The 23,614-nt window shown below is 72.3% G+C and carries 22 protein-coding genes; 19 read left to right on the forward strand and 3 right to left on the reverse strand.

Annotated elements, in window-relative coordinates; translation table 11 throughout:
- Positions 1-288: 288 nt before the first annotated feature.
- Positions 289-546: a WhiB family transcriptional regulator gene (locus OG989_RS12020; RefSeq protein WP_088980572.1), complete on the forward strand. Its 258-nt coding sequence runs from the start codon at positions 289-291 to the stop codon at positions 544-546.
- Positions 547-581: 35 nt separating this feature from the next.
- Here OG989_RS12020 and OG989_RS12025 read toward each other — a convergent pair whose 3' ends face one another.
- Positions 582-1,031, reverse strand: coding sequence for a metallopeptidase family protein (locus tag OG989_RS12025; RefSeq protein WP_089001916.1), 450 nt, complete (start codon positions 1,029-1,031; stop codon positions 582-584).
- A 198-nt stretch (positions 1,032-1,229) separates the two neighbouring features.
- Between OG989_RS12025 and OG989_RS12030 the strand changes: the two genes are divergently transcribed.
- The 7 genes from OG989_RS12030 (at position 1,230) to OG989_RS12060 (ending at position 7,237) form a co-directional block, all read left to right on the forward strand.
- Complete coding sequence (locus tag OG989_RS12030; protein ID WP_132233538.1) at positions 1,230-1,598, forward strand: DUF3499 domain-containing protein; 369 nt, start codon at positions 1,230-1,232, stop codon at positions 1,596-1,598.
- 286 nt (positions 1,599-1,884) lie between these two features.
- Positions 1,885-2,652: a helix-turn-helix domain-containing protein gene (locus tag OG989_RS12035; RefSeq protein ID WP_327031152.1), complete on the forward strand. Its 768-nt coding sequence runs from the start codon at positions 1,885-1,887 to the stop codon at positions 2,650-2,652.
- Entirely contained in the window at positions 2,643-2,843 is a 201-nt protein-coding gene (locus OG989_RS12040) for a DUF397 domain-containing protein (RefSeq protein ID WP_132233542.1), read from the forward strand. The genes OG989_RS12035 and OG989_RS12040 overlap by 10 nt, the downstream gene beginning before the upstream one ends.
- A gap of 267 nt (positions 2,844-3,110) precedes the next feature.
- On the forward strand, positions 3,111-4,295 hold the full coding sequence (locus OG989_RS12045; protein ID WP_151457481.1) for a polyamine ABC transporter substrate-binding protein: 1,185 nt from the start codon (positions 3,111-3,113) through the stop codon (positions 4,293-4,295).
- 5 nt (positions 4,296-4,300) lie between these two features.
- Positions 4,301-5,467: an ABC transporter ATP-binding protein gene (locus OG989_RS12050; RefSeq protein WP_327030531.1), complete on the forward strand. Its 1,167-nt coding sequence runs from the start codon at positions 4,301-4,303 to the stop codon at positions 5,465-5,467.
- Positions 5,464-6,378, forward strand: coding sequence for an ABC transporter permease (locus OG989_RS12055; protein ID WP_327030532.1), 915 nt, complete (start codon positions 5,464-5,466; stop codon positions 6,376-6,378). The genes OG989_RS12050 and OG989_RS12055 overlap by 4 nt, the downstream gene beginning before the upstream one ends.
- 55 nt (positions 6,379-6,433) lie before the next feature.
- Entirely contained in the window at positions 6,434-7,237 is an 804-nt protein-coding gene (locus OG989_RS12060; RefSeq protein ID WP_327030533.1) for an ABC transporter permease, read from the forward strand.
- A gap of 49 nt (positions 7,238-7,286) precedes the next feature.
- Here the strand turns inward: OG989_RS12060 and OG989_RS12065 are convergent, their stop codons facing one another.
- Positions 7,287-9,230, reverse strand: coding sequence for a proprotein convertase P-domain-containing protein (locus OG989_RS12065; RefSeq protein ID WP_327030534.1), 1,944 nt, complete (start codon positions 9,228-9,230; stop codon positions 7,287-7,289).
- A gap of 185 nt (positions 9,231-9,415) precedes the next feature.
- On the opposite strand from OG989_RS12065, the gene OG989_RS12070 reads away from it, so the two are divergent.
- Positions 9,416-10,855, forward strand: coding sequence for an aldehyde dehydrogenase family protein (locus tag OG989_RS12070; protein WP_327030535.1), 1,440 nt, complete (start codon positions 9,416-9,418; stop codon positions 10,853-10,855).
- A gap of 10 nt (positions 10,856-10,865) precedes the next feature.
- On the opposite strand, the gene OG989_RS12075 is transcribed toward OG989_RS12070, so the two are convergent.
- Positions 10,866-12,119, reverse strand: a complete 1,254-nt coding sequence (locus OG989_RS12075) for an SUKH-3 domain-containing protein (RefSeq protein WP_151456358.1) — start codon at positions 12,117-12,119, stop codon at positions 10,866-10,868.
- Positions 12,120-12,193: 74 nt separating this feature from the next.
- Between OG989_RS12075 and OG989_RS12080 the strand changes: the two genes are divergently transcribed.
- From OG989_RS12080 to OG989_RS12125, 10 genes are all read left to right on the forward strand, one after another.
- Positions 12,194-12,613, forward strand: a complete 420-nt coding sequence (locus OG989_RS12080; RefSeq protein ID WP_327030536.1) for a YbaB/EbfC family nucleoid-associated protein — start codon at positions 12,194-12,196, stop codon at positions 12,611-12,613.
- Positions 12,613-12,951 (forward strand): hypothetical protein, encoded by a 339-nt coding sequence (locus OG989_RS12085; protein ID WP_225852389.1) that lies wholly within the window; start codon positions 12,613-12,615, stop codon positions 12,949-12,951. The genes OG989_RS12080 and OG989_RS12085 overlap by 1 nt, the downstream gene beginning before the upstream one ends.
- A gap of 18 nt (positions 12,952-12,969) precedes the next feature.
- A complete protein-coding gene (locus OG989_RS12090) occupies positions 12,970-17,364 on the forward strand; it encodes a toxin glutamine deamidase domain-containing protein (RefSeq protein ID WP_327030537.1) in 4,395 nt (1,464 codons plus the stop codon).
- Positions 17,357-17,809 carry a hypothetical protein gene (locus OG989_RS12095; RefSeq protein WP_151456354.1) on the forward strand — a complete coding sequence of 151 codons (453 nt, stop codon included), beginning with the start codon at positions 17,357-17,359 and terminating at the stop codon, positions 17,807-17,809. Before OG989_RS12090 ends, OG989_RS12095 begins: the two co-directional genes overlap by 8 nt.
- Positions 17,810-18,074: 265 nt before the next feature.
- Positions 18,075-18,488 carry a hypothetical protein gene (locus OG989_RS12100; RefSeq protein ID WP_327030538.1) on the forward strand — a complete coding sequence of 138 codons (414 nt, stop codon included), beginning with the start codon at positions 18,075-18,077 and terminating at the stop codon, positions 18,486-18,488.
- A gap of 26 nt (positions 18,489-18,514) precedes the next feature.
- A complete protein-coding gene (locus OG989_RS12105) occupies positions 18,515-19,225 on the forward strand; it encodes an endonuclease V (RefSeq protein WP_151456352.1) in 711 nt (236 codons plus the stop codon).
- A 269-nt stretch (positions 19,226-19,494) separates the two neighbouring features.
- Complete coding sequence (locus tag OG989_RS12110; RefSeq protein WP_327030539.1) at positions 19,495-20,679, forward strand: hypothetical protein; 1,185 nt, start codon at positions 19,495-19,497, stop codon at positions 20,677-20,679.
- 69 nt (positions 20,680-20,748) lie between these two features.
- Positions 20,749-22,131: a phosphomannomutase/phosphoglucomutase gene (locus OG989_RS12115; RefSeq protein ID WP_151456587.1), complete on the forward strand. Its 1,383-nt coding sequence runs from the start codon at positions 20,749-20,751 to the stop codon at positions 22,129-22,131.
- 62 nt (positions 22,132-22,193) lie between these two features.
- Complete coding sequence (locus OG989_RS12120; protein ID WP_121396478.1) at positions 22,194-22,376, forward strand: Trm112 family protein; 183 nt, start codon at positions 22,194-22,196, stop codon at positions 22,374-22,376.
- On the forward strand, positions 22,373-23,569 hold the full coding sequence (locus tag OG989_RS12125; RefSeq protein ID WP_151456586.1) for an SIS domain-containing protein: 1,197 nt from the start codon (positions 22,373-22,375) through the stop codon (positions 23,567-23,569). The genes OG989_RS12120 and OG989_RS12125 overlap by 4 nt, the downstream gene beginning before the upstream one ends.
- The last annotated feature ends 45 nt before the right edge of the window (positions 23,570-23,614 follow it).

Here is a 23,614-nt window from a genome sequence, read left to right on the forward strand (position 1 = left end):
GCGCCACGGGAGAAAACTCGGGCAACTCGCCGGAGAGGGCGTTACTCGGCCGGGGTCTGAATCGATAGGGCAGGTTGCGAGGCCGGGTGGCCGGGTGGCCGTCCGGAGTGTTGTCGGGAGGACGACTCCATTATCAAGTTCAGCTTGACGGCGCACGCATTACACGCGTGTAATTTGAATGGGGTTGTTCGCACGGAACGCAACAAATCGGGACCGTACGGACAAGCACGCCTTCCGCGTGGGGGGTTGCAGCGGCGATGACGCCGGTGCGCGACAAGGAGGCATCTGATGGACGGCCAGCTTGAGGTGGCCGACCTGCTCGGAAACGCGCCGGAGTGGCAGGAGCGGGCGCTTTGCTCCCAGACCGATCCGGAGGCGTTCTTTCCCGAGAAGGGCGGCTCGACCCGCGAGGCGAAGCGGATCTGCTCGCGCTGCGAGGTGAAGACGGAATGCCTCGAATACGCTCTCGGCCACGACGAGCGGTTCGGGATCTGGGGCGGGCTCTCCGAGCGGGAGCGGCGCAAGCTCAAGCGGCGGGTCGCCTGAGCTTTGCCGGGCCGGGGCGGTGGGGGCCGCCCGGCTCAGGCCAACTCGTCGGGGTCCACCCCGAGCAGATTGGCCACCTGTTCGATGATCACGTCGTGCACGAGATCCGCGAGGTCCTCGCGGTCCATCGCCCGGAACTCCAACGGCCGGCGGTAGAGCACGATCCGCGGGGGCACCTCCTGCCGGCCGGGGCGACCCGGCAGCAGCCGGGCGAGCGGTACCTCGCCGTCCTCCAGCACATCGGAGTCGTAGACGTTGAGGTCCGGCGGAACGTCCTCCACAGCGAACTCGACCCCGGCCAGTTCCTTGGCGAACCGCCGTTCGAGGGTCTCGACCGTGTCCAGCACCAGATCGTCGAAGATCTCCGCCTTCGTACGCGCCAACGGCACCGTCGCCGGCACCAGCCGCCCGCGCAGGCCGCGCCCGTGCCGGTCGCGGTGGGCGCGCCGGCCGGGGCCGGGGCGGCGGTGTTCCGGGCTCGTCATGAGGAAAGGTTAGCGCCCGCACCGACCTGGCCTGCGGCAGCGCCGCTGGCGCGGCGCGGCGCGGTCGGCATCCGCGGGGTGGCGCTCGCCCGCCCGGGGGCCGGCCGGTGCGCAACCGGCCGAATTGTGATCACCGTGACGGGCGTGTCGCAACGCGAAGCAGTGCGCCGGACCCGGTAATGGAGATACCCTGCCGCCGTGAGGTCACCACGGCGCTGCTCCCGTAACGGCTGCCCCCGGCAAGCGGTCGCCACGCTGACCTATGTCTACAACGAGTCGACAGCGGTGGTCGGCCCCCTGGCGGCGTTCGCCGAGCCGCACACGTACGACCTCTGTGAACCGCACGCCCGGAGCCTGACGGCGCCGCGCGGCTGGGACGTGGTCCGGCACGAGGGCGAGTTCGAGCCCCCGCCGCCCACCACCGACGATCTGGTCGCCCTCGCCGAGGCCGTCCGCGAGGCCGCCCGCCCGGTGGCTCCGCGCCCGCCCGAGGACGACCAGACCGTCAACTCGACCCCCCAGACGGGCCGCCGGGGTCACCTCCGCGTCATCCCCCCGAACCACTGACCCGCCGCTTCGGCGGAGGTCGCGGGGCGCCGAGGCGTCCGCGCTGACTCGACAGCCTGCCGGCCGAGGTGCGGGCGGCAGGGACCGGACCGCTGCGCCCCACTCGTTCCGCAACCCGGTCCGGGTGCAGCCGCGTAGGCATGTCCAGGGCCTTTTCCGGGCGGTCGTCGGCCACCTCGGATGCGCGAAACAGATCCCGCCGCGACACGCCGGCAGCGTCACGACAAGGGCACGCAGCGTGGCTACCGTGCGCCCCAGTGTGATCGCGGGCGCGGGAGGTCGGATGGTGAACGAGGTACTTCGGGTGGCGATGGCCGAGAAGGGCGAGACCGCCGAGTCGCTGGCGGAGAAGGTGGGTGTCGACCCGAAGACGGCGGGGCGGTGGCTCGCCTCGGGGCGGATCCCGCATCCCAGGACCCGGATCGCCGTCGCCGAGGTCCTCGGGCGCGACGCCGCCGAGCTGTGGCCCGAGCCGTTCCGCCGCCGCGACCTGCCGTGGTTCCGGCCGTGGGCCGAGCTGGAGCAGGACGCCGTCTCGATCAGGTCTTACCAGCCATCGCTGGTGCCGGGCCTGCTCCAGACCGAGGGGTACGCCCGCGCGGTGCTGGCGACCGGCGGCCTGCTCCCGGCGGCCGAGGTGGACGAGATCGTGGGCGGCCGGCTGGCCCGGCAGGCGATCCTGGCCCGGGACGCCCCGCCCCAGCTCGTCGCCGTGATCGACGAGGTGGTGCTGCGCCGGCGGGTGGGGGACCGGGCGGTGATGGCCGGGCAGTTGGCCCACCTGCTGGCAATCGCCGCGCAGGAGCACGTGCAGGTGCGGGTGATCCCCGCCGAGACGCCGTGGCACACCGGGCTCGCCGGGCCGTTCGTGCTGATCCGCCTGCCCGACGGCGCCGAGACGGCCTATGTGGACAACCAGCTTCGCGGTCAGGTGGTGACCGAGAGTGCCGACGTTGCTAGCCTGGGCGCGAGATGGGAGAGCGTCGCCGGCGAGGCGCTGCCGCGACGCAAGTCGATCGAGCTGATCGGGGAAGTGGCGACGACATGGACATGACCGACGCCCGCTGGCGCACCGCGACCCGCAGCAGCAACAACGGTGGCGACTGCGTCGAGGTGGCCGACAACCTGCCCGGTCGGGTGCTCGTGCGGGACAGCAAGGACCGCGCCGGGGGCGTGCTCACCTTCGCGCCGGACGCCTGGCGGGCGTTCGTCGGGTCGGCCGGCCGGCACGGGCGCGCCGGCTGATCGGGGCGGTGCCCCAGGCGTACGCCTGCCCGCGCAGCGTGCGGCAGGCGAACGCCGCACCGGCGGGACAGGGCCGCCACCGCGACGGTCCGCATCGCTCCCGTGGTCGAGCAGGATGTGGTCGCGTCATCGCCCTTCGCGCACGCTGATACCCGCCGTCCGTCGTCGCCGTCGGCCCATGCCAATATCTGTCGTTCACCGCACCTGACGTCCCGCCGGCGCGCCACTCCCGCCTGCCCGCCGACGATGACCCAGAGGAGTCGTCACATGCGAACTCCCCTCCGGCCCCTCACCCGGCGTGGGCTGCTGACCGGCGCCCTCGGCTCGGCGGCACTGCTGGCGGCGGGCGGCTCGCTGGCCGGCTGCGGCACCGAGGCCGCCACCCAGACGGAGGCCGGCTGCGTCAGCGAGGACCTGTCCGGCACCGAGAAGACGCTGACGTTCTCCAACTGGCCGCAGTACATGGACGTGGACGACGCCGACGCCGCCAAGCGGCCCACCCTGGACGCGTTCGTCGCGAAGAGTGGCATCCGGGTCGCCTACACCGAGGACATCAACGACAACAACGAGTTCTTCGGCAAGGTGCAGCACCAGCTCGCGGGATGCCAGCCCACCGGGCGGGACATCATGGTGCTCAGCGACTGGCTGACGGCGCGGATGATCCGGCTCGGCTGGGTCCAGAAGCTCGACCCGTCGAAGCTGCCCAACGTCCAGGCCAACCTGCTGTCCTCGCTGCGCAACCGGTCCTTCGACCCCTCGGACCACCTCGCCATCCCGTGGCAGTCGGGCCTGGCCGGTCTCGCCTACAACGGCCGGGTCGCCAGGGAGATCCGTACGGTCGACGAGCTGCTCACCCGCCCCGACCTCAGGGGCAGGGTGACCGCGCTGGCCGAGATGAGCGACACCATGGGCCTGCTGCTCCAGTCGAACGGCCACGATCCGGCGTACTTCAGCGACGCCCAGTTCGACGACGCGCTCGCCAAGCTGAAGAAGGCCGTCGACTCGGGCCAGATCCGCCGGTTCACCGGCAACGACTACGCGCCGGCACTCGCCAAGGGCGACATCGCCGCCTGCATCGGCTGGTCCGGCGACGCCATCCAGCTCGGCTTCGAAGACGACAAGATCAAATTCGTCGTACCCGAGTCCGGGGCGATGCTCTGGTCGGACAACATGCTGGTGCCGAACAGGGCCACCCACAAGGGCAACGCCGAGAAACTCATCGACTACTACTACCAACCGGCGGTCGCCGCCCGGCTCGCGGCGTACGTCAACTACATCTGCCCCGTCAAGGGTGCGCAGGCCGAGATGGAGAAGATCGACCCGGCGCTGGCCGCCCACCCGTTGATCTTCCCCGACGACGCCATGCTCGCCAGAACGGCGGTCTTCATGGCGCTGGACGAGAAGCAGGAGCGCGAGTACGAGAGCAAGTTCCAGCGGGTCATCGGGGCGTGAGCGGGATGGGCGGGACGACTGCGGAACGCGGGAGCCCGGCCGGCGACCTGCGGCTGGCGAACCTCACCAAGCGGTTCGGCGGCGTCACCGCGGTGGACGACCTCAACCTGACCGTCCCGCAGGGCTCGTACTTCGCCCTGCTCGGCCCGTCCGGCTGCGGCAAGACCACCACGCTGCGGATGATCGCCGGCCTGGAGGAGCCGACCGGGGGGCAGGTGCTGCTGGGCGAACGGGACGTCACCCGGCTGCGCCCGCACAAGCGGCCGGTGAACACCGTCTTCCAGAGCTACGCGCTCTTCCCGCACCTGGACGTCTTCGAGAACGTGGCGTTCGGCCTGCGCCGGCGGGGCATCCGCTCCGTCGACGACGAGGTCATGGGCATGCTCGCGCTGGTGCAGCTCGACGACCACGGCCGCCGCCGCCCCGCCGAGCTGTCCGGCGGGCAGCAGCAGCGCGTCGCGCTGGCCCGCGCCCTCGTCAACCGCCCGCAGGTGATGCTGCTGGACGAGCCGCTCGGCGCGCTGGACCTGAAGCTGCGCCGGCGGATGCAGCTCGAACTCAAGCGGATCCAGACCGAGGTCGGCATCACGTTCGTGCACGTCACCCACGACCAGGAGGAGGCCATGACGATGGCCGACACCGTCGCGGTGCTGAACGCCGGGCGGATCGAGCAGCTCGGCGCCCCCGCCGACCTCTACGAATACCCGGCCACGGCGTTCGTGGCGAACTTCCTCGGCCAGTCCAACCTGCTCGCCGGCGAGGCGGCCGGCGCGACCGGAGAGGAGGTGGCGGTGTCGGCGCACGGCCGCCGCTTCTCGGTGCCCGCCGGCCGGGCCCGGGTCGACCGGGGGCCGGTCCACCTGGGCGTACGCCCGGAGAAGCTGCACCTGGTCGACTCCGTCGACCAGGTCCCCGCCGGATGCCAGCACGTCACCGGGATCGTCACCGACGCCTCCTACGTGGGGGTGAGCACCCAGTACCTGCTGCGCACCGGCTGGGGTGGCGAGCTGACCGCGTTCGTGGCCAACAGCGGCACGGCCCGTCCGCTGCCCGTGGGCACGGAGGCGGCGGCGTACTGGGAGCCACGGCACGCCTTCCTGCTGCCCCGGGAAGCCGGCGGGCAGGACCGGACCGCTCCGGCGCGGGACGAGCCGGTCGGCGCACCCTCGTGAGCGCCCCCGCGCGCCTGCCCAACGATGCCGCCCAGCCGTCGGCACCCGGACCGCCCCGCCCGCCCGGGCGGCACCGGCTCCTGCCGTACCTGCTGCTGCTGCCCGCGGCGGCGTGGCTGCTCGTCTTCTTCGCGGTGCCACTGCTCCAACTCGCCGCCGCCAGCCTCTACGACCCCGCCGGCTCGCTCGCCACCGGGTACGCCATGACGTGGGCCTTCGGCAACTACCCGGACGCGCTCGCCGCGTACTGGCCGCAGTTCGGGCGGTCCTTCGGCTACGCGGGCGCCGCGCTGGTGCTGGCGCTGCTGGCCGGCTACCCGCTCGCGTACGCCATCGCGCGCAAGGCCGGCCGGTGGAAGAACCTGCTGCTGGTCTGCGTGGTCGCGCCGATGTTCACCAGCTTCCTGGTGCGCACGCTGGCGTGGAAGACCATACTGTCGGACAACGGCTGGCTCGTCGGGCTGCTGCGCGACGTGCACCTGCTCGCCCCCGACGGCCGGCTGCTGGCCACCCCCGTCGCGGTCGTGCTCGGCCTGACGTACAACTTCCTGCCCTTCCTGGTGCTGCCGCTGTACGCGAGCCTGGAGCGGCTGGACCCCCGGCTGCTGGAGGCGGCCGGCGACCTCTACGCCGGCCCGCTGCGGACCTTCCGCCGGGTCACCCTGCCGCTGTCCATGCCCGGCCTGGTCGCCGGCACGCTGCTGTTCTTCATCCCGGCCAGCGGCGACTACATCAACGCCGAACTGCTCGGCACCCCCAACGAGTACATGATCGGCAACGTCATCGACTCGGCGTTCCTGGTCCGGCTGGACTACCCGCAGGGCGCGGCGCTGTCGTTCCTGCTGATGGCGGCAATCCTCGCGGTGGTCTTCGGCTACCTGCGCCGGACCGGCCCGGAGAAGGTCCTGTGAGCGCGAGGAGTGCAGCGCAGCGGAGCCCCGCAGTCGTGAGCGAGGGGTTGGCACCGTGAGTGCGCGGATCTTCCGCTGGCTGGCCGATCGTTGGGTGGCGGGCGTGGCGCTGCTGGTGCTCGGTTACCTCCTCCTGCCGATCGCCGTGGTCGCCGCCCTCTCCTTCAACCGCCCCTCCAGCCGCCTGTCGTACGACTTCGACCAGTTCACCCTCGACAACTGGCGCAACCCGTGCGCCACCTCCGACATGTGCGACGCGGTGGTGCGCAGCGTCCAGATCGGCTTCATCGCGACCGTGGTCGCCACGGTGCTCGGCACTCTGATGGCGTTCGCGCTGGCGCGGCACCGGTTCCGTGGCCGTTCCGGGATCGACGTGCTGATCTTCCTGCCGATGGCCACCCCCGAACTGGTGATGGGCACCTCGCTGCTGGCCCTCTTCGTCTCCGCCGGGGTGCCGCAGGGCTTCTGGACCGTCGTCGTCGCGCACGTCATGTTCTGCCTGTCGTTCGTGGTGGTCACCGTCAGGGCGCGGCTGGTCGGGATGGACCCCCGGCTGGAGGAGGCCGCGATGGACCTCTACGCGAGCGAGTGGCAGACCTTCCGGCGGATCACCCTGCCGCTGGCGCTGCCCGGCATCGTGGCCGCCGCGCTGCTCGCGTTCTCGCTCTCCTTCGACGACTTCATCGTCACGAACTTCAACGCCGGCACCACCGTCACGTTCCCCATGTACGTCTGGGGCGCCGCCCAGCGGGGCATCCCGCCGCAGGTCAACGTCATCGGCACCGCCATGTTCCTGCTCGCGCTACTACTGGTGCTCCCCGCCACCCTACGAACGAGAAGAGCCCCTCGCCGCGCGTGAGCGGTGGCGAGGGGCCCTTCGGTGCGGCCGTGCCTGGAGCTGACGGTCCCTAGAGGGTCAGGGTCCAGCCGTCGATGTAGCCGGTGTCGCCGGAGGCGGCGTCCTGGACGCGCAGGTTCCAGGTGCCGTTACGGGTCTCCGTGGAGAGGTTGACCGTATAGGTCTGGTTGATGTTGTCGGCGGAGCCGCCGGTGCGGTTGTGCAGGGTGTAGGTGCTGCCGTCGGGGGCGACCAGGCTGACGACGAGGTCACCGACGTAGGTGTGCACGATCTGCACGGCGACCTTGCTGGTCGACGAGGCGGTACCGGTGCAGCCGGCGATCGCGATGCTGCTGGTGACCGTCGCGTTGTCGTTGACGGTGACGTTGTTGGCGTTGGTGCCGGTGCAGTTCGTCGTGCCGGAGCCGCCCAGGTTGAGCGTCCAGCTGTTCACGTAGCCGGTGTCGCCGGCGCCCGCGTCCTGGACCCGCAGCTTCCAGGTGCCGTTGGCGACCTCGGAGGAGAGGTTGACCGTGTAGGTCTGGTTGATGTTGTCGGCGGAGCCGCCGGTGCGGTTGTGCAGGGTGTAGGCGCTGCCGTCGGGAGCAACGAGGCTGACGGCGAGGTCACCGATGTAGGTGTGCACGATCTGCACGGCGACGGTGCTGGCGGAGCCGGCGGTGCCGGTGCAACCCGCGATGGTGATGGTGCTCTCCACCGTGGCGTTGTCGCTGATCGTCACGTCGGTGCCGTTGGTCTGGGTGCAGCCGGTGGGCGGCGGGGGCGGCGGGGGCGTGGTGCCGCCGTCGCCGACGTACAGCAGCTTGTTGGGCGAGCCGGTGCCGGGGCTGGTCACCGCGTTGCTGGTGGCGTCGGCGACGAGCTTGTCGCGTACCTGCTGCGGGGTGAACGTCGGGTTGGCGGCGAGCACGAGCGCGGCGGCGCCGACCACGTGCGGGGTCGCCATCGAGGTGCCGCTGATGCTGTTCGTGGCCGTGTTGCTGGTGTGCCAGGCCGAGGTGATCGAGCTGCCGGGCGCGAAGATGTCCAGGCAGGTGCCGATGTTGGAGAACGACGAGCGGGCGTCGGTGTTGGTGGTCGAGCCGACGGTGATGCCGGCGAGGAGGCTGGCCGGCGAGCTGTTGCAGGCGTTCGCGCCGTAGTCGTTGCCGGCCGCCAGGCCGTAGGTGACGCCGTCGGCGATGGAGCGGGCCACCGCGTCGTTGAGGGCCTGGCTGAAGCCGCCGCCGAGGCTCATGTTCGCCACCGCGAGCTGGCCGGCGGCGTGGTCGCCGGTCACCCAGTCGACGCCCTGGATGACGCCGGCGTCGGTGCCGCTGCCCTCGCAGTCGAGCACCCGGACGCCGACCAGCGTGACGCCCTTGGCCACGCCGTAGGCGGTGCCGCCGACCGTGCCGGCCACGTGCGTGCCGTGCCCGTTGCAGTCGTCCGCGCTGCCGCCGTCGATGGAGTCGAAGCCGGTGACGGCACGACCGCCGAAGTCGCTGTGGCCGAACCGGATGCCGGTGTCGATGATGTACGCCTTCACGCCCGAGCCGGTGTTCGGGTAGGTGTACGAGTTGTTCAGCGGCAGTGCGCGCTGGTCGAGCCGGTCCAGGCCCCAGGACGGGGTGGGGCTCTGCGTACCGCTGATCCGCATGGTGTGGTTCTGCTGGACGTAGCGCACCGAGGGGTCGGCGGCGAGCCGCTTGGCCTCCGCCTCGGACATCCGCGCCTCGAACCCGCGCAGCGCGTTCTGGTACGTCCGGTTGACCGCGCCCCGGTGCCGGCCGGCGAGGTCACGCGCCTTCTTCGTGACGTCGGTCCGGCCCACCGAGGTGTCCTTGAACACCACGATGTACGAGTCGTCGACGGCGGTGGCGCCGCCCGCCATGAGGATCTGTCCCTCGGCGGGGGCGGCCATCGCCGGGGCGCCGAACGCCACGGCGGTGGCGACGGCGGCGGTCAGCACACCGGCGCGCCAACGGCGCGCGGCTGGATAGGGGAGTGTCATCCCTCGGGTGTTCCTCTCGCTACACGACGGCGGGTGCGCCATCGATCGCAATTGATCAAAGTGAGCAAGAGCGTAGGGCCTCCACGGCAAAATGTGGAGACGTGAGGGGGACTTGTATTAGGGGTGCGGACTGCGGTAATGGATCAGCCGGGCTCACTGCCACGTGGAGGTCTACGCTGCTGCGTGTGGACCCGGTCGCCTTTCATGTCGCCTCCCGCCCCGCACACGGCGAGGGCGAGCTGACCGTCCACCACCCGTACGACGGGCGCGTCGTCGGTCGTACCACCCTCGCCACCGCCGGCCAGGTCGAAGCGGCCGTCGCGGCAGCCGCCGGGGTGGCCGCGGAGGTCGCGGCCCTGCCCGCCCACGCCCGCGCGGCGGCCCTGGACCACGTGTCCCGGCGGCTCGCCGAGCGGGCCGAGGAGTTCGCGCGGCTGATCACCGCCGAGAACGGCAAGCCGTTGAAGTGGGCCCGCGCCGAGGTCGGCCGCGCCGTCTCGACCTTCCGCTGGGCCGCCGAGGAGGCCCGGCGCTTCTCCGGCGAGCTGCAACGCCTCGACACCGACCCCGCCGCCACCGGGCGGATCGCCCTGGTCCGGCGGGCGCCCAAGGGGCCGGTGCTCGGCATCGCGCCGTTCAACTTCCCGCTGAACCTCGTCGCGCACAAGGTCGCCCCGGCCATCGCGGTCGGCGCCCCGATCATCGTCAAGCCCGCCCCCGCCACCCCGCTGTCGGCGCTGCTGCTGGGCGAGCTGCTCGCCGAGACCGACCTGCCGGAGGGGACGTTCTCGGTCCTGCCGCTACCGAACGAGCGCGCCGCCGAGCTGGTCACCGACCCCCGGCTGCCGGTGGTCTCGTTCACTGGCTCCGGGCCGGTCGGCGCGGCGATCCGCCGCTCGGTGCCCGAGAAGCACGTCACCCTGGAGCTGGGCGGCAACGCCGCCGCCGTGATCTGCGAGGACTGGAACACCGCCGAGGACCTGACCTTCGCCGCGCACCGCATCGCGACGTTCTCCAACTACCAGGCCGGCCAGTCGTGCATCGCCGTGCAGCGGGTCTACGTGCACGAATGGCTCTACGACGCGTTCCTGCCCCGCCTCGTCGCGGCGGTGCAGGAGCTGCGGGTCGGCGACCCGTCCGACCCCCTCACCGACGTCGGGCCGCTGATCTCCGCCGACGCCGCCCGCCGGGTCGAGGCGTGGGTGGACGAGGCCGTCACCGCCGGCGCCACCATCGAGCTGGGCGGCCGGCGCGACGGCGCGACCTACCCGCCGACCGTGCTCTCCGGCGTGCCGGCGGACGCCAGGGTCTGCGCCGAGGAGGTCTTCGGGCCCGTGCTGGTGGTCGCCCGCGTCGCGCACGACCAGGCCGCGTTCGCCGCCGTCAACGACTCGGCGTACGGGTTGCAGGCGGGGGTCTTCACTCACCGCCTCGACACGGCCTTCGCGGCGCACCGCGCCCTGGAGGTGGGCGGGGTGATCGTCGGCGACGTGCCGTCGTACCGGGCCGACCAGATGCCGTACGGCGGGGTGAAGGGCAGCGGCGTCGGGCGGGAGGGCGTGCGCAGCGCCATGGAGGACTACACGGAGCCCCGGGTCATGGTGCTGACCGGCCTGTCGCTGTAGCGGCGGCCGCTCACCAGGTGCCGTCGTCGCGTACGCGGGCCGGCGCCCGGCCGAGCAGCAGGGTGGTCAGCGCGGCGTCGATGTCGTCGCCGAGGAACCACTCGCCGGCCTGGTCCAGCGCGAAGACCCGCCCCCGCTCGTCGACGGCGAGGATGCTCTCCTGCCGCTCGGTGCCGATGGGGAAGAGCCGTACGCCGAGCACGGCCGCGAAGTCGGCCAGCGTGTCGGCGGTGTGCGCGACCTGTCGTGGACGGATGTCGAAGCGGGAGATCCAGACCTGCTCGCCGGGGCCGCGTCGCGCGCCCACCAGGCTCGGGAAGGCGGTGAGTGTCGACAAGACCGCGGGGAAGTCGGGATGCGCGGACGTCTCACCCCGGACGGCACCGACGTCCCTGATGGCGGACAGGGCGACGATCTCGTCCCCGAAGTGCGGCCGCCAGCCAGCCGCGACGAGTGCCTGCGCGACGTCCGGATCAAACCGGCCCGGGACCGGGTCGGGCTGCGGGTCCGGCTGCCACGGCATCGTGAAGGCCCGATCGGACCAGGGCAGCACATGGAAGTCCACAAGGGTGTCCACACAGGAGTCGCACGGGCGGTCGGCGAGGCCGCCGTTCGGATCGCCCGGCTCGCGCACCCGATGGACCTCGAACCGGGCGGTCTCCAGGATGTCCTGCGCGTCGGCCATGCCGAGCGGCGCGATGCCCTCGGCGGCGCGGTGGTGGTCGTAGTGGTGCAGAACGTCGGAGACGACGATCAGCTCGGCGTGCCGGTCGCCGCCGCGTACGAGGTGGCCGGCGGGTTGCTCGTCCAGGTAGGAGCGCAGGAGCGGGTGGTGGTTGAGGGTGACGTCGCCCTTGGCGCCCTGCGCGCGGAAGAGTCGTCCCCCGACCGTCAGGTGCGCCGCCGTGTTGGGGGTCGGCAGGCGGTGGATCTCGCGGAGCAGTTGGCTGGCGGGATCGACGGTGCGGGGCACGCCGGGGCCCTGCGGGCGGCTGCGGCGGTACATCTGCGCGACCGCGTCGGTCGGCACGCGCGGCCAGGTGGTCACCTCGCCGGTGAGCTTGTCGACGACGGTGGTGGGCAGGTCGCCGGGCATCGTGTTCGCCTCGCCGGGCATCGTGCTCGCCTCGACGGGCACGGTGGAGGTGATGACGTAGCCGAGGTCGAACTCGTCGATGTTGGGGTGGCAGTCGTGTCCCAGGCGTTGTGACTCGCGGCGGGCCCACACGGCGGCGAGTTGCTCGGCCTGCTGGCGATCGATCACGGCTTGAAAGTACCGGACCCCACGGATTCGTGGCGCCCGGTATGGTTCGCCCTACCGACGGTAACCGGGGGAGGGTGGCGTTGGCCGAGAGTGTGGACCGGGACGCCAATCGCGCGCTGCGGGCGCGGTTCGACGAGGTGTACGGGGACTACCAGCGACTGAGGTCCGGTCTGGACGAGCTGCAGGGCCGGCTCGCCGAACTACGGGTGACCGAGCGCTCCGAGGACGGTCAGGTGACTGCCACCGCCGGTGCCCGTGGCGAGCTGATCTCGGTCGAGCTGCACCCCTCCGTCTTCCACGACCGGGACGCGAAGGCGTTGAGCCGGAAGATCACCGCGACCGTCCACCTGGCCGGCGCTGCGGCGGTCGCCGCCACCCAGGAACTCGTGGCCGGCTACCTGCCCGCCGGCTCCGGGGCGACGGACTTCCTGCGTACGGGTGACTTCGGTTCGTTGCTGGGCCGGGCCGACGCCGTGCTGCGCCGGGGCGAGTGATGGACGGTCAGCTCTGGCTCGACCCGCAGCGCGCCCGACGCGGGGGCGTCGACCTCTCGCTCTCCGGCGAGGCCATCACGGCACGCCGCCGCCAGATGGGCGGCGCCATCGCGGCGGCGAGCGACCGGTCGCCGTGGGGCAAGGACGACATCGGGGCCGCGTTCGAGCAGAAGTACCGCGGCTTCGAGGAGCTGGTCCTGCGCGCGTGGGACGGCGTGGGCCGGCACCTGGAGGGCCTCGGCGCCGATGTGGTCCGGTCGGTGGACGCCAACCTGCGGACGGATGCGGCGAGTGCAGGGCGGCTCGGCCGCGTCGGCGACCGGCACCAGCAGCGCTGATCCGCTGAGGAGACCCGGATGAGTGTGTTGCCGAGCCCCATCCCGCACCCGCTGGACTACTCGCCCTGGCAGTTGCCCGGCTGGGTCTACGAGGCCCTCGACTGGGTGATCGGTGTCGAGTGGCCGGAGGGCAACGAGCGGGCAGTCTGGGAGTTGGCGGACCAGTGGTACGGGGTGGCCGCGGCGCTGGTCGGGCCGCGTGCCGACGCCGTTGCCGCCGCTGGTGAGGTGCGCAGCGGGTACGGCGGCGTCGGGGCGGTCGCGGCGGCCTTCGACGCCGCCTGGCGTCGGGTGGCGGAGGGCGACGAGGCACCGCTGCCGGTGCTGCTGGCTGTCAGCACGGAGCTGGGTCGGCTGGTGGAGGAGTGCGGCTGCGACATCGAGGGCGCGAAGCTCGAGGTGTGGATCGAGCTGGGCATCCTGGTCGTCGAGTTGCTGTCGTTGGCCGTGGCGACGGTGCTCACCGCCGGCGCGGCCTCGCCCGCCGCCGGGGCGGCGATCGCGGCCACCAGGCTGATCGTGCAGCAGATCTTCAAGCGGTTGATGGCGCAGTTGGCGCGTAAGTCGCTCAAGCAGGGGCTCAAGGAGGCCGGCGAGCGGGCGGCGAAGGAGGTCACCAAGGGCGGCATGCGGGGGTTCAGCCGCCGAGCTGCGCTGAGCGGCGTGTCGGAGGCGGCCGAGGAGGGCGGCATCAACCTCGCCACGCAGGCGTACCAGAACTCGACGGGCCGCCGGCACGGGCTGGACGTGACGGAGTTGGGCACCACGGCGCTCGGCGGTATGGCCGGCGGGGCGGTGGCGCCGCTGGCGGGTCTGGGGCGGCACGCCACCGGCCGGGGTGCCCGGGTCGGGGAGCACTTCGGCCGCGAGATGGCCGGCGAGGTGATGGCCGATCAGGCCGCGAGCCTCGCCACGGGCCAGGGGCTGACCTCCGTGGAGGACGCGGCCCGCGCGGCCGCGTCCGGTGTCCGTGGTTCCGCCACCGCGCAGGCCGACGCGGCGCTGCAGGCACGGCTCAGCGGCCAGATGAGCGCCCTGGCCGGGATGTCGCTGACGTCGACGGGAACCGGTGGGCCCTCGACGCCTCCCGAAGTGCCGGCAGCGGATGGGCCACCTGTCGCCCTGCCCAGCGCGGGGGTGGCGCCGTCCGTCACCGTGCCCGACGCGGGAGCGGGTCCTCCGGCCCAGGGAGCGGGGGCATCGGTCAGCGCGCCAGATGAGGGCCAGCGAGGTGTGACCGCTGCGGAGACGGCACCGTCGGCCCGGCCGTCGACGGAGGCCCGGACGGAGCCGACCGGTCCCGCGACGACCACCGCCGCCGCCCAAGCGGGTGACACGACCGCGCCTGTGACCGCTGCCGGAACCGAACGGGTCGGCGCGACCGTCGCGGCCACGTTGCCCGCGCTGCCAGAGTCCGCACCCAGCCCGACTCTCTCCTCTGTCGCGACAGCAGCGCCCGTCCACGGCGCCGCCGGGGGCGTCCCGGTCGGCGTGGAGGGCCAGACGACCATTTCCGGAAACGCCGCGAGCAGCGCCGGCTCCGTCAACGTCGCGAGTGCTGGCCCGTCGAATGGGCCGACAGCGGCGCCGGTGAGCGGGCCCAGCACCGGCCTGGGCACCGCGACGGTCGGGCCGCCCCCCGCCTCGTTCCCTGAGCCGAGAACGGTTGCCTCCGTCCCCGGTGCGGGCCAGGTTCCGTCGGTCGCCAGTCCCGAGCCCGCCGTCGCACGAGGAGCCACCGGAACGGTGCCGGCACAGCCGCAGCCGGCACCACCGACGATGCTGCCTCCGCCCGATGCGCCGGCAGCCGAGCCGAATCCGCACGTCCGCAGCGACACGCCGGCAGCGGCCGGTCAGCATGATTCGGCCGGCCCCCGGGTCAGGAGCCCCGAGTGGTACGCGGCCAAGTGGGCCCTCGACCGGGACGCGTTCGAGAGACGTCGCTACCGCGGCTACTACGAGTCGCAGCGGGCGTGGTTCGAGGACAAGCGCCGTTATGACGAAGCTGTGCGACTCAGGGCCCGCGCGGACGAGCACCACCAGAGGGCGCGGGACTTCGCCGCCCACGCCTTCCATCTGCACCAGACGGGCCAGGCGCGCCAGGCTGACGGGTGGGAGCGGGCAGCGAACGACGAGATGCGGGCGTACGGGGAGTACCTGGACTACGCGGAAGCCGTACTGGCCGGCGGCGTCGTGCCGTCCGTCGTCGGCGTCGTCGATCCTGCGGACTTCCGCCGAATCAACGACGACGTCGGTGACCTGGCATACGGTGCCGTGGAGACCGTCGACCGTTCGGCGCTGACGGGTGACGACCATCCGCCGCCGATCGACCGGTCCCGGAACTACGGCCGGCCCGGCGGTCTGCGTCCGCCGCTGGCCCTGCACCAGAGCGACATCGAACGGCAGGTGCCCCGAGAACCCGACGGGAGCGTGCGGCGCAACGCCGACCCGCGAGTGGGTGGCTGGTTCGGGTTGGTCAACGACGGCGGACCGCAGGCCGACCCGACGCGCGGCATCAACTGCATCGACTGCACCCTGTCGATGTTCGACACCTGGATGCACGGTCGCCCCCGGGTGGCCGCCCCCCGCACCTTCGACGCCTACCTGGCCGGCGACATCACGTGCCCCATCAACGGCGAACGCGACGGCATCGGGCGGGTGGAGGACATCACCGGAGGCCGCTTCCAGCGCCTCTGCCAGCCGACCGAGGACATCCAGGGCGTTGAGCGGCAGCGGGCCATCGACACGGGATACCGCAACCTGCACGACCAGCTCCGCCTCGGCGGCCACGGCAGCTTCGCCTTCGTCATCAACAACTGGGAACAGGGCGGTTCCCACATCTGGGTCGCCCTCAACCAGAACGGCACCATCCTCTACCTCGATCCGCAGACCGGCGCCGTGTCGACGACACCCCTGTACCGGCACCACGGCGTCGCGCATCCGCACAACGCCGTCGACACCGAGGTCCTGGTGATCGGCTCGGACGGCAGACCGATGCCGCTGGGCGGGCTACGGCGGGGGCGGTTCAGCCAGCGACCGGACCTGCCGCAGTACCCACCCGTCGACACCGACCAGGGCTACGGCGAACCGTTCCTCAACCGCATGCACCTGCTGGACGGGCCGGGCTCGGCTCCGTCCGACGGGTCGATGCCACCAGGGCACCCACGACGGTCCGACGAGGCGGGACCGGCTCCCGAACGCAGCGACACATCGCCCGAGGACCTGCGGGCGGCGCGGGAGCGCGCGCAGGCGGAACGGGCGGGGAACCCGGTTGCCGTCGGCGCGATCCTGGCCGCAGAGCCCGACCTGGAACGGGTCTTCGCCGCCGGCGTGACCCCGGCCGAGGTGGCAGCCGGCGTAGACCCCCCGACACTCCGGCGACTCGTACCGCAACTTGACGACGCGGGCGCCGAAGACGTGGCACGGCTGTTCGCGGATCCACGCGTGCAGCGGATGCTGGACGAGAGCTGGAAGGAACCACCCCGCGGTGAGCCAATGCTCGCCGAAACCCTGGTTCGTCAACTTGCCCAGAGGCCCGACCTGGCGCGGATGATGCTCGCAACGCCGGAGCTGGCGAACTCCCTAACAGCACGTCCCGTGACGCTGCATCACCTCGCTAGCCAGCAACAGGCGATCGATGTCCTCGCCTCTGTGCTTCAGGAAATCGCTGAGCGCGGGGCAGAGGCGGTCGCAACCATTGAGGTGCCTATTCCGGATCCTACGCCTCTGAGCGGCGAACAGAGGCTTACCTCGGCCCACTTCATGAGGAGTGGTGAGAGGGCTACACAGCCTGGCTTTGATTTCGGTCGGAGCGAGGATATGGCCTACCGAAAACAATACATTGATCAATTGTATGTGGAGGCGGCTCGGGCTCAAGTTGAAGTCCTTGCATTGGCTGAGCGGCTCGCTTCTCAGGCCCATTCCCCGGCGACTTCGGCCGGGCGGCCGGGCCCAAAGGATAGGCGGCGGGTGGAGGATAAGGTTGATAAGTATGAGGGAGACGCATCTCTGTTGACTGACCTTGCTGCTGCGAAGGTCACCTTCGGTCGAATCTCAGAGCTGTACGATGCGCTCGCTTCGATTCGAGTCGACAATGCACTGGACGTCGTTGAGTTCGACGACCGCTTCATCAGTCCTCAGATGAGCGGCTACCGGGATGTGCAGTTGATGATCCGCGCCTCAAATGGGCATGTTGCCGAATTTCGTCTCCACCTGCGGGCTCTCGATGAGGTAGCTGAGTGGGAACATGCTCTGTATGAGGTGCGACGCGACCTGAAGGCCGTTGCAAAAGAGCAGGGCCGTAACATGTCTCACATGGAGCAAGCGATCTTCAATGGCGTCCTCTTGCAGGAGCAAATCCATTTCTGGAATGCCCTACAGACTACTTTGGATGATGGACTGAGTGATGTCTGAATTGCCAGGCTTGGTGTTGCCGGCGTATTTTAGCTACTTCAAATCTCCAGTGAAAATGGTTCGGACTCCCGACGGGGGGATCGCCGCTTGGAGGCTGTCCAGGAAGACTGGCGGGTGGAGACGTGCCGACGATCTGATTGGGGAGATTCTGGGTGCCGTCGGCGGGGAGATCAGCTCGCTGACCGTGGACTCCTTCATCCAGTGGACAGAGCATGATCGTGGTCGCTATCTGCGGGGCGAGGGGCCGGTCTTCGCGTTGTACGAGACAGTCAGGGCGATCGTAGAGAGTGCCCAGGCCGAAGGGCGACGTCTGACGACGACGGAACTGGCGTTGGTTCGGGGGGTCAGGCGAAAGACGTTCGCCATGTTCGAGGAGCAACTTCAGCAAGCGGGTGACCCCGCGGCTGATCCTTCCCTGGGGACTGAGGGAAGCAACCCTTCCTGAGTTTGCAGCCGCGCCGGGCGAACCTATGGCGGCTCCGGTTGGGCGCGGTGGCATGGCTGCGGAGAAGTCAGCCAATCCAGGCCCCATCGAGGCGTTCCCCTCAGCGACACCCACACCCGGCGATTCGGCTGGTCGAACAAGTCCCTGCACCCCGACGACGGCCCTCCGCTCCGACGGCAACTTTTCCCGGAGGAGCAGTAGGCGCCTGCCGTCCTGGAGGGTCGTGGAATCGGGGCGGCTTGCCGGGCCGGAATACCATGGCGAAATGGCTGAAACAGACAATGGGCAGAAGTCGTCCGGCTCTGGCGGGTGGCGTTCCAACACCTGGGCCTGGCCGGTCGGCCTCCTGCTCGGTCTGGTCATCGGCCTGGCCGCACTGGACGGGGCCGCCGGTGTGGGCGTCGGCATCGCGATGGGGGTGGCCTTCGCCGTCGCCCTGGGAGCCGGCAGCACCCAGGACGACGACAGCGAAGACGACGACAGCGAAGACGAGGACAGCGCCGACAGCGAGGACGACGACAGAAAGGAGGCCGTCAGCGGTCCCGGCAGCGAGGACGGCGACGGGCGGAACGCTCACAGGCAGGGCGCCGAGCGGCAGCGAGTCAGCCCGGAGGGTTCCGGGACGCCGGGTACCGACGGGCAGGGCGCCGACAGGTCGCGTACCGACGGGCCGTCGTGACGTCGGGCGAACCCGGAGCCGCGCGGGTGGAGACGACCGGGGCGTCGGATCCCCGGATCGACAGGCCGGGCAGTGTGGCGGAGGCGCTTGCCGTACAGGAGCGGTTGCGGCCACTGGTGGACCTGGCCGGGCCCGGTCCGGCCGAGCCCGCGACGGTGGCCGGGCTGGACGTGGCGTACGCCGAGAGTGGTGACCGGCTGGCGGCGGCCGTGACCGTGCTGGACGCCCGGACCCTCGCGGTGGTCGACTCGGCGGTGAGCGTGGGCCGGCCCGCGTTCGGGTACGTCCCGGGGCTCTTCGCCTTCCGCGAGTTGCCCGCGCTGCTGGACGCGCTCGACCGGCTGACCGTGCTTCCCGAGCTGCTGGTCTGTGACGGGCACGGGTTGGCCCACCCGCGCCGGTTCGGGCTCGCCTGCCACCTGGGCGTGGTGACCGGCCTGCCCGCCATCGGGGTGGGCAAGACGCCCCTGCTGGGGGAGTGGACGCCGCCGGCCGGGCGCCGTGGCGCGTGGACGCCGTTGCGCGACGGGGGCGAGACCGTGGGTCGGGTGCTGCGTACGCGGGACGGCGTGAAGCCGGTCTTCGTCAGCGTCGGCCACCGGATGAGCCTCGACGACGCGACCGCGCGGGTGCTGGCGTTGACGCCGCGCTACCGGCTGCCGGAGACCACCCGTACCGCCGACCGGCTCTGCCGCGACGCCCTGGCCGCCGCCGAGACGACCGTCCGTACCACCTGAGGCCCGACCGCCCGCGCCGTCTGAAGCGATCACCCGCGCCACCTGAGGCCGCCGCCGGAGCGACCGCCCGCGAGCCGCCTCGGGCCGCCGCCGGGTTCGGCAGGCCCGGACCGACGGACGCGTGACCGTCCCGCCGCCGGCCAGGGTGCGCGGACCGGGTCGCGGGGTAATACGGCGCACATCCGGAGCGCTCAATGATCGGGCCCCGACCGGGCCCGGTAGTAGCCTGACCGGCGGACCCCCGTCGGGGGAGGAACGGCGAGGTGATCATGGCGGTACGTCGGCACGCGGCGCGGCTTGCGACGGTCTGCGCGTTGCTGGGCGGCCTGGTGGCGCTCGGCGCGACGCCGGCGCTCGCCGCAGGCGACTCGGTCCGGGTGCGTTCGGCCGGCAGCTTCACCGCCGGCGGTTCCGCCGGGAGCGTCTCGATCGAGGTGCGCAAGCGCAGCGACGGCTGCGTGCTGCTGCGTACCGCACTGGGGTTGCGCCTGGCCGGCCTGCGCGCCGACCAGGTCAGCGCGCAGGTCAACGTGGGCGGACGCTGGTTCCCGGTGCCGCTCTCCGGTGCTCGTGGCAGCGCGGCCACGTCGGCCACCTCGCCCCTGAAGCCGAGGCTCTGCAAGGGCAAAAGCATCACGGTGCGCTACCGGGTGGCGTTCGCCGCGGAGGTGCCGGGCGGCCGGCTGGCCGTCAGCGGCGCGGCCAGCGACGCGCTCGGGCGGGCCCTGGGCCGGGGCGCGGTGGCGTCCCGGGTGGTCGGCGACCGGGCCACGCCCTCGCCGACGCCGAAGCCGTCGAAGAAGCCGTCGCCCACCCCGAGCGCGGTCGCCACCGAGGTGCGGGCCAGCGCGGCGGACCCGAGCCTGGCCGCCGGCCAGGGCGCGGGCGCCGTCAGCAACGCTGCCGAGGAGGAGTCCTCCGGCGGCTCGGTGGTCATGTTCTTCGGCATCGCCATGGTCGCCGTCGGGATCCTGCTCATCGTCCTGCTGTTCCGCCGCTCGCGGGCGGACAAGGAGCCGGCCGACCCGGGCCACGTCCCGCTGCCCCGCAACCCCGGTGGCACCACCTACCGCTCCGGGCAGGGCCCGGCCGCCGCCCCCGGCCCACCCGGCCAGGTGTACGGGCAGCAGCCGCCCGCCCCCGGCCTGTACGGCGGCGCGCCCGCTCCGCGGCCGGCCGGCGGCGCGCCCGCTCCGCGGCCGGCCGGCGGCGCGCCCGCTCCGCGCCCCGCCGGCGGCGTGTACGGCAGCCGCCCGGGACCGGCCCCGGAGGCCCCGCAGGTGGTGCCCGGCGCGCCCGCCTCCCCGCCCGTGTCGGCCCCGCCGGCGCCCCCGGTGCCGGGGCAGTACGGGGCGCCGCCGCCCGTGCCGCCCGCCCAGGGCAAGCCCGGTGACCCGCCGCCGGAGACCGGCGGTGGCGACCACACGGTGTTCATGCCCCGGCTCCCTGGCTGAGCCGGGCCGGGCCGCGCCGCTCCGATACGCTCAGGCCGTTGAGGACCTGCGGCGCGAGGAGCGAGACCGGTGTCTGATCTGTCCCAGATCGTGAAGGCCTACGACGTCCGTGGGACGGTGCCGGACCAGTGGGACGAGCAGGCCGCCGAGGCCCTCGGCACGGCCTTCGCGCAGGTGCTGGACGGCTTCGGTGAGCGGGACGGGGCGGCGCTCGTCGCGCACGACATGCGTGCCACCGGTCCTGCTCTGGCCGCCGCCTTCGCCGCCGGCGTGCGCGCCGAGGGGCGCGCCGTCATCGAGCTGGGTCTCGCCTCCACCGACATGCTCTACTACGCCTCCGGCGCGCTGGGGCTGCCCGGCGCGATGTTCACCGCCAGCCACAATCCGGCGCAGTACAACGGCATCAAGATGTGCCGCTCCGGGGCGCGCCCGATCGGGCAGGACAGCGGGCTGGCCGAGATCCGCGAGCGGGCGCAGGCGCTGCTGGACAAGGGCGAGCGTCCGACCGGCACGCCGGCCGCGCCGGCCGAGCGCCGCGACCTGCTGGCCGACTACGCGGCGTACCTGCGGCAGCTGGTCGACCTCTCGGGCATCCGTCCGCTGAAGGTGGTCGTGGACGCCGGCAACGGCATGGCCGGCTACACCGTCCCGGCCGTGCTCGGCGACGCCGTCCTGCCGGCCCTGCCGCTGGAGATCGTGCCGCTCTACTTCGAGCTCGACGGCACCTTCCCCAACCACGAGGCCAACCCGCTGGACCCGGCCAACCTGGTCGACCTCCAGCGCGCGGTGATCGAGCACGGCGCCGAGATCGGCCTGGCGTTCGACGGCGACGCCGACCGCTGCTTCGTGGTCGACGAGCGCGGCGAGCCGGTCTCGCCGTCGGCGGTCACGGCCCTGGTGGCGGCCCGCGAGCTGGCCAAGCACCCCGGCTCGACGGTGATCCACGGCCTGATCACCTCCCGGGCGGTGCCGGAGATCATCCGCGAGCACGGCGGCGAGCCGGTCGTCGCCCGGGTCGGGCACTCCTTCATCAAGGCGGAGATGGCCCGGACGAACGCGATCTTCGGCGGCGAGCACTCCGCCCACTACTACTTCCGCGACTTCTGGTTCGCCGACACCGGCATGCTCGCCGCGCTGCACACCCTGGCCGCCCTGGGCGAGCAGTCGCTGCCGCTGTCCGTGCTGGCCAGCGAGTACGAGCGGTACGTGGCCTCGGGTGAGATCAACTCGACGGTGGCCGACCAGGCCGCGAAGGTGGCCGAGGTGCGGGCCGCGTACCCGCAGGCCGACGTCGACGAGATGGACGGGCTGACCCTGCGCTTCCCGGACGGCGCGTGGTTCAATCTGCGCGCCTCCAACACCGAGCCGCTGCTGCGGCTCAACGTCGAGGCCCCGACGCGGGAGCGGATGACCGCCCTCCGTGACGAGGTGCTCGACCGCGTTCGCCGATAAGATCGCCTGCGCCGGTCGGCACCGTCGATCGGTGAGACCGCATACGTGGAAGGAGCCGCGCCGTGGCCCTGGACCCGCAGTTGCTGGAAATCCTCGCCTGTCCGGACACGCATCACGCCCCGCTCGACTACGACGCGCAGGCGCAGACGCTGACCTGCACCGAGTGCGGCCGGATCTTCGAGGTCCGCGACGACGTGCCGGTGCTGCTGCTGGACGAGGCGCGCGGCCCCTCGGAGCAGTCGTGATCGACGGTGTGGCCGGGGTCAGCGGCCGACGCGAGCCCGACGAGGCACTGCTCGACGACCCGGCCGCGCTGGCCGAGCACGACCCGGGCGGCATGCTGCGGCACACCGCCTCCGCCGGGGCGCAGGTCCGCGAGACGGCCGCGCTGGCCGCCGAGGCCAACCTCCAGGTGCTCGCCGACGAGGGCCGCCCCCGGGCGGTCGTCATCGCCGGCATCGGCACCGCCGGGCGTACCGGTGACGTGCTGGCCACCGTCGCCGGGCCGCGCTGCCCGGTGCCGGTCATCCCGCACCGCAGCGCCGGTGTGCCCGGCTGGGTGGGCGCCGCCGACGTGGTCATCGCCGTCAGCGCGTCCGGTCGCAGCCCCGAGGCGCTGGGCGCCGCCGAGGCCGCGCACCGCCGGGGCGCCCGACTGGTCGCCGTCGGCGCGCCCGACTCGCAGTTGCAGTCCGTGGCCGAGCGGGCCCGGGCGCCGTTCATCCCGGTGCCCCGGCGCGCCCCGGCCCGGGCCAGCCTCTGGGCGCTCACCGTGCCGGTCCTGCTCGCCGCCCGTACGCTCGGGCTCGTGAAGGTCAACGAGGCGGATCTGGCGGAGACCGCGGCCCGGCTGGACGCGGACGCCGACCGCTGCCGCCCGACGGCCGAGTCCTTCGTCAACCCCGCGAAGTCGCTGGCCCTGGGCCTCGCCGGCTCGGTGCCGATCGTCTGGGGCTCGTCGCCGCTGGCCACGGTCGCGGCCCGCCGGTTCGGCGACACCCTGTCCGCCAACGCCCGCTACCCCGTGGTCAGCGGGGCGCTCGGCGAGGCGGGGCGCGGTCGGGTCGGCCTGCTCGACGGCGTGTTCGGCGGTCTGGCCGAGGGGGAGCGCGACATCTTCGCCGACCCCGACGCGGAGGCGCCGTCGGGCACCCGGCTGCGGTTGGTGCTGCTGCGCGACGGCGGGCTGAACCCGGAGGACGACGCCGACGAGCCCCTCGACGTCGAGGAGCGCCGCGCGGACGCCGTGCAGACCCTCGCCGAGCGGCGCGGCGTGCGCTGCGACGTGGTGACCGCCGAGGGCGGCTCCGCGCTGGAGCGGCTCGCCTCGCTGGTCGCCGTGCCGGACTTCGCCTCGATCTACCTCGCCCTGGCACACGGACTGGACCCGATGGCCGTGCCGGCCATCACCGAAATGAAGGAGCTGGCAAACCAGTGAGCGATAGCAGGGAACGGGTCGAGCGGCGCGTCGCGCCGATGCCCG

Origin of the sequence: Micromonospora sp. NBC_01740 (assembly GCF_035920365.1) — a bacterium.
Lineage (GTDB): Bacteria > Actinomycetota > Actinomycetes > Mycobacteriales > Micromonosporaceae > Micromonospora > Micromonospora reichwaldensis.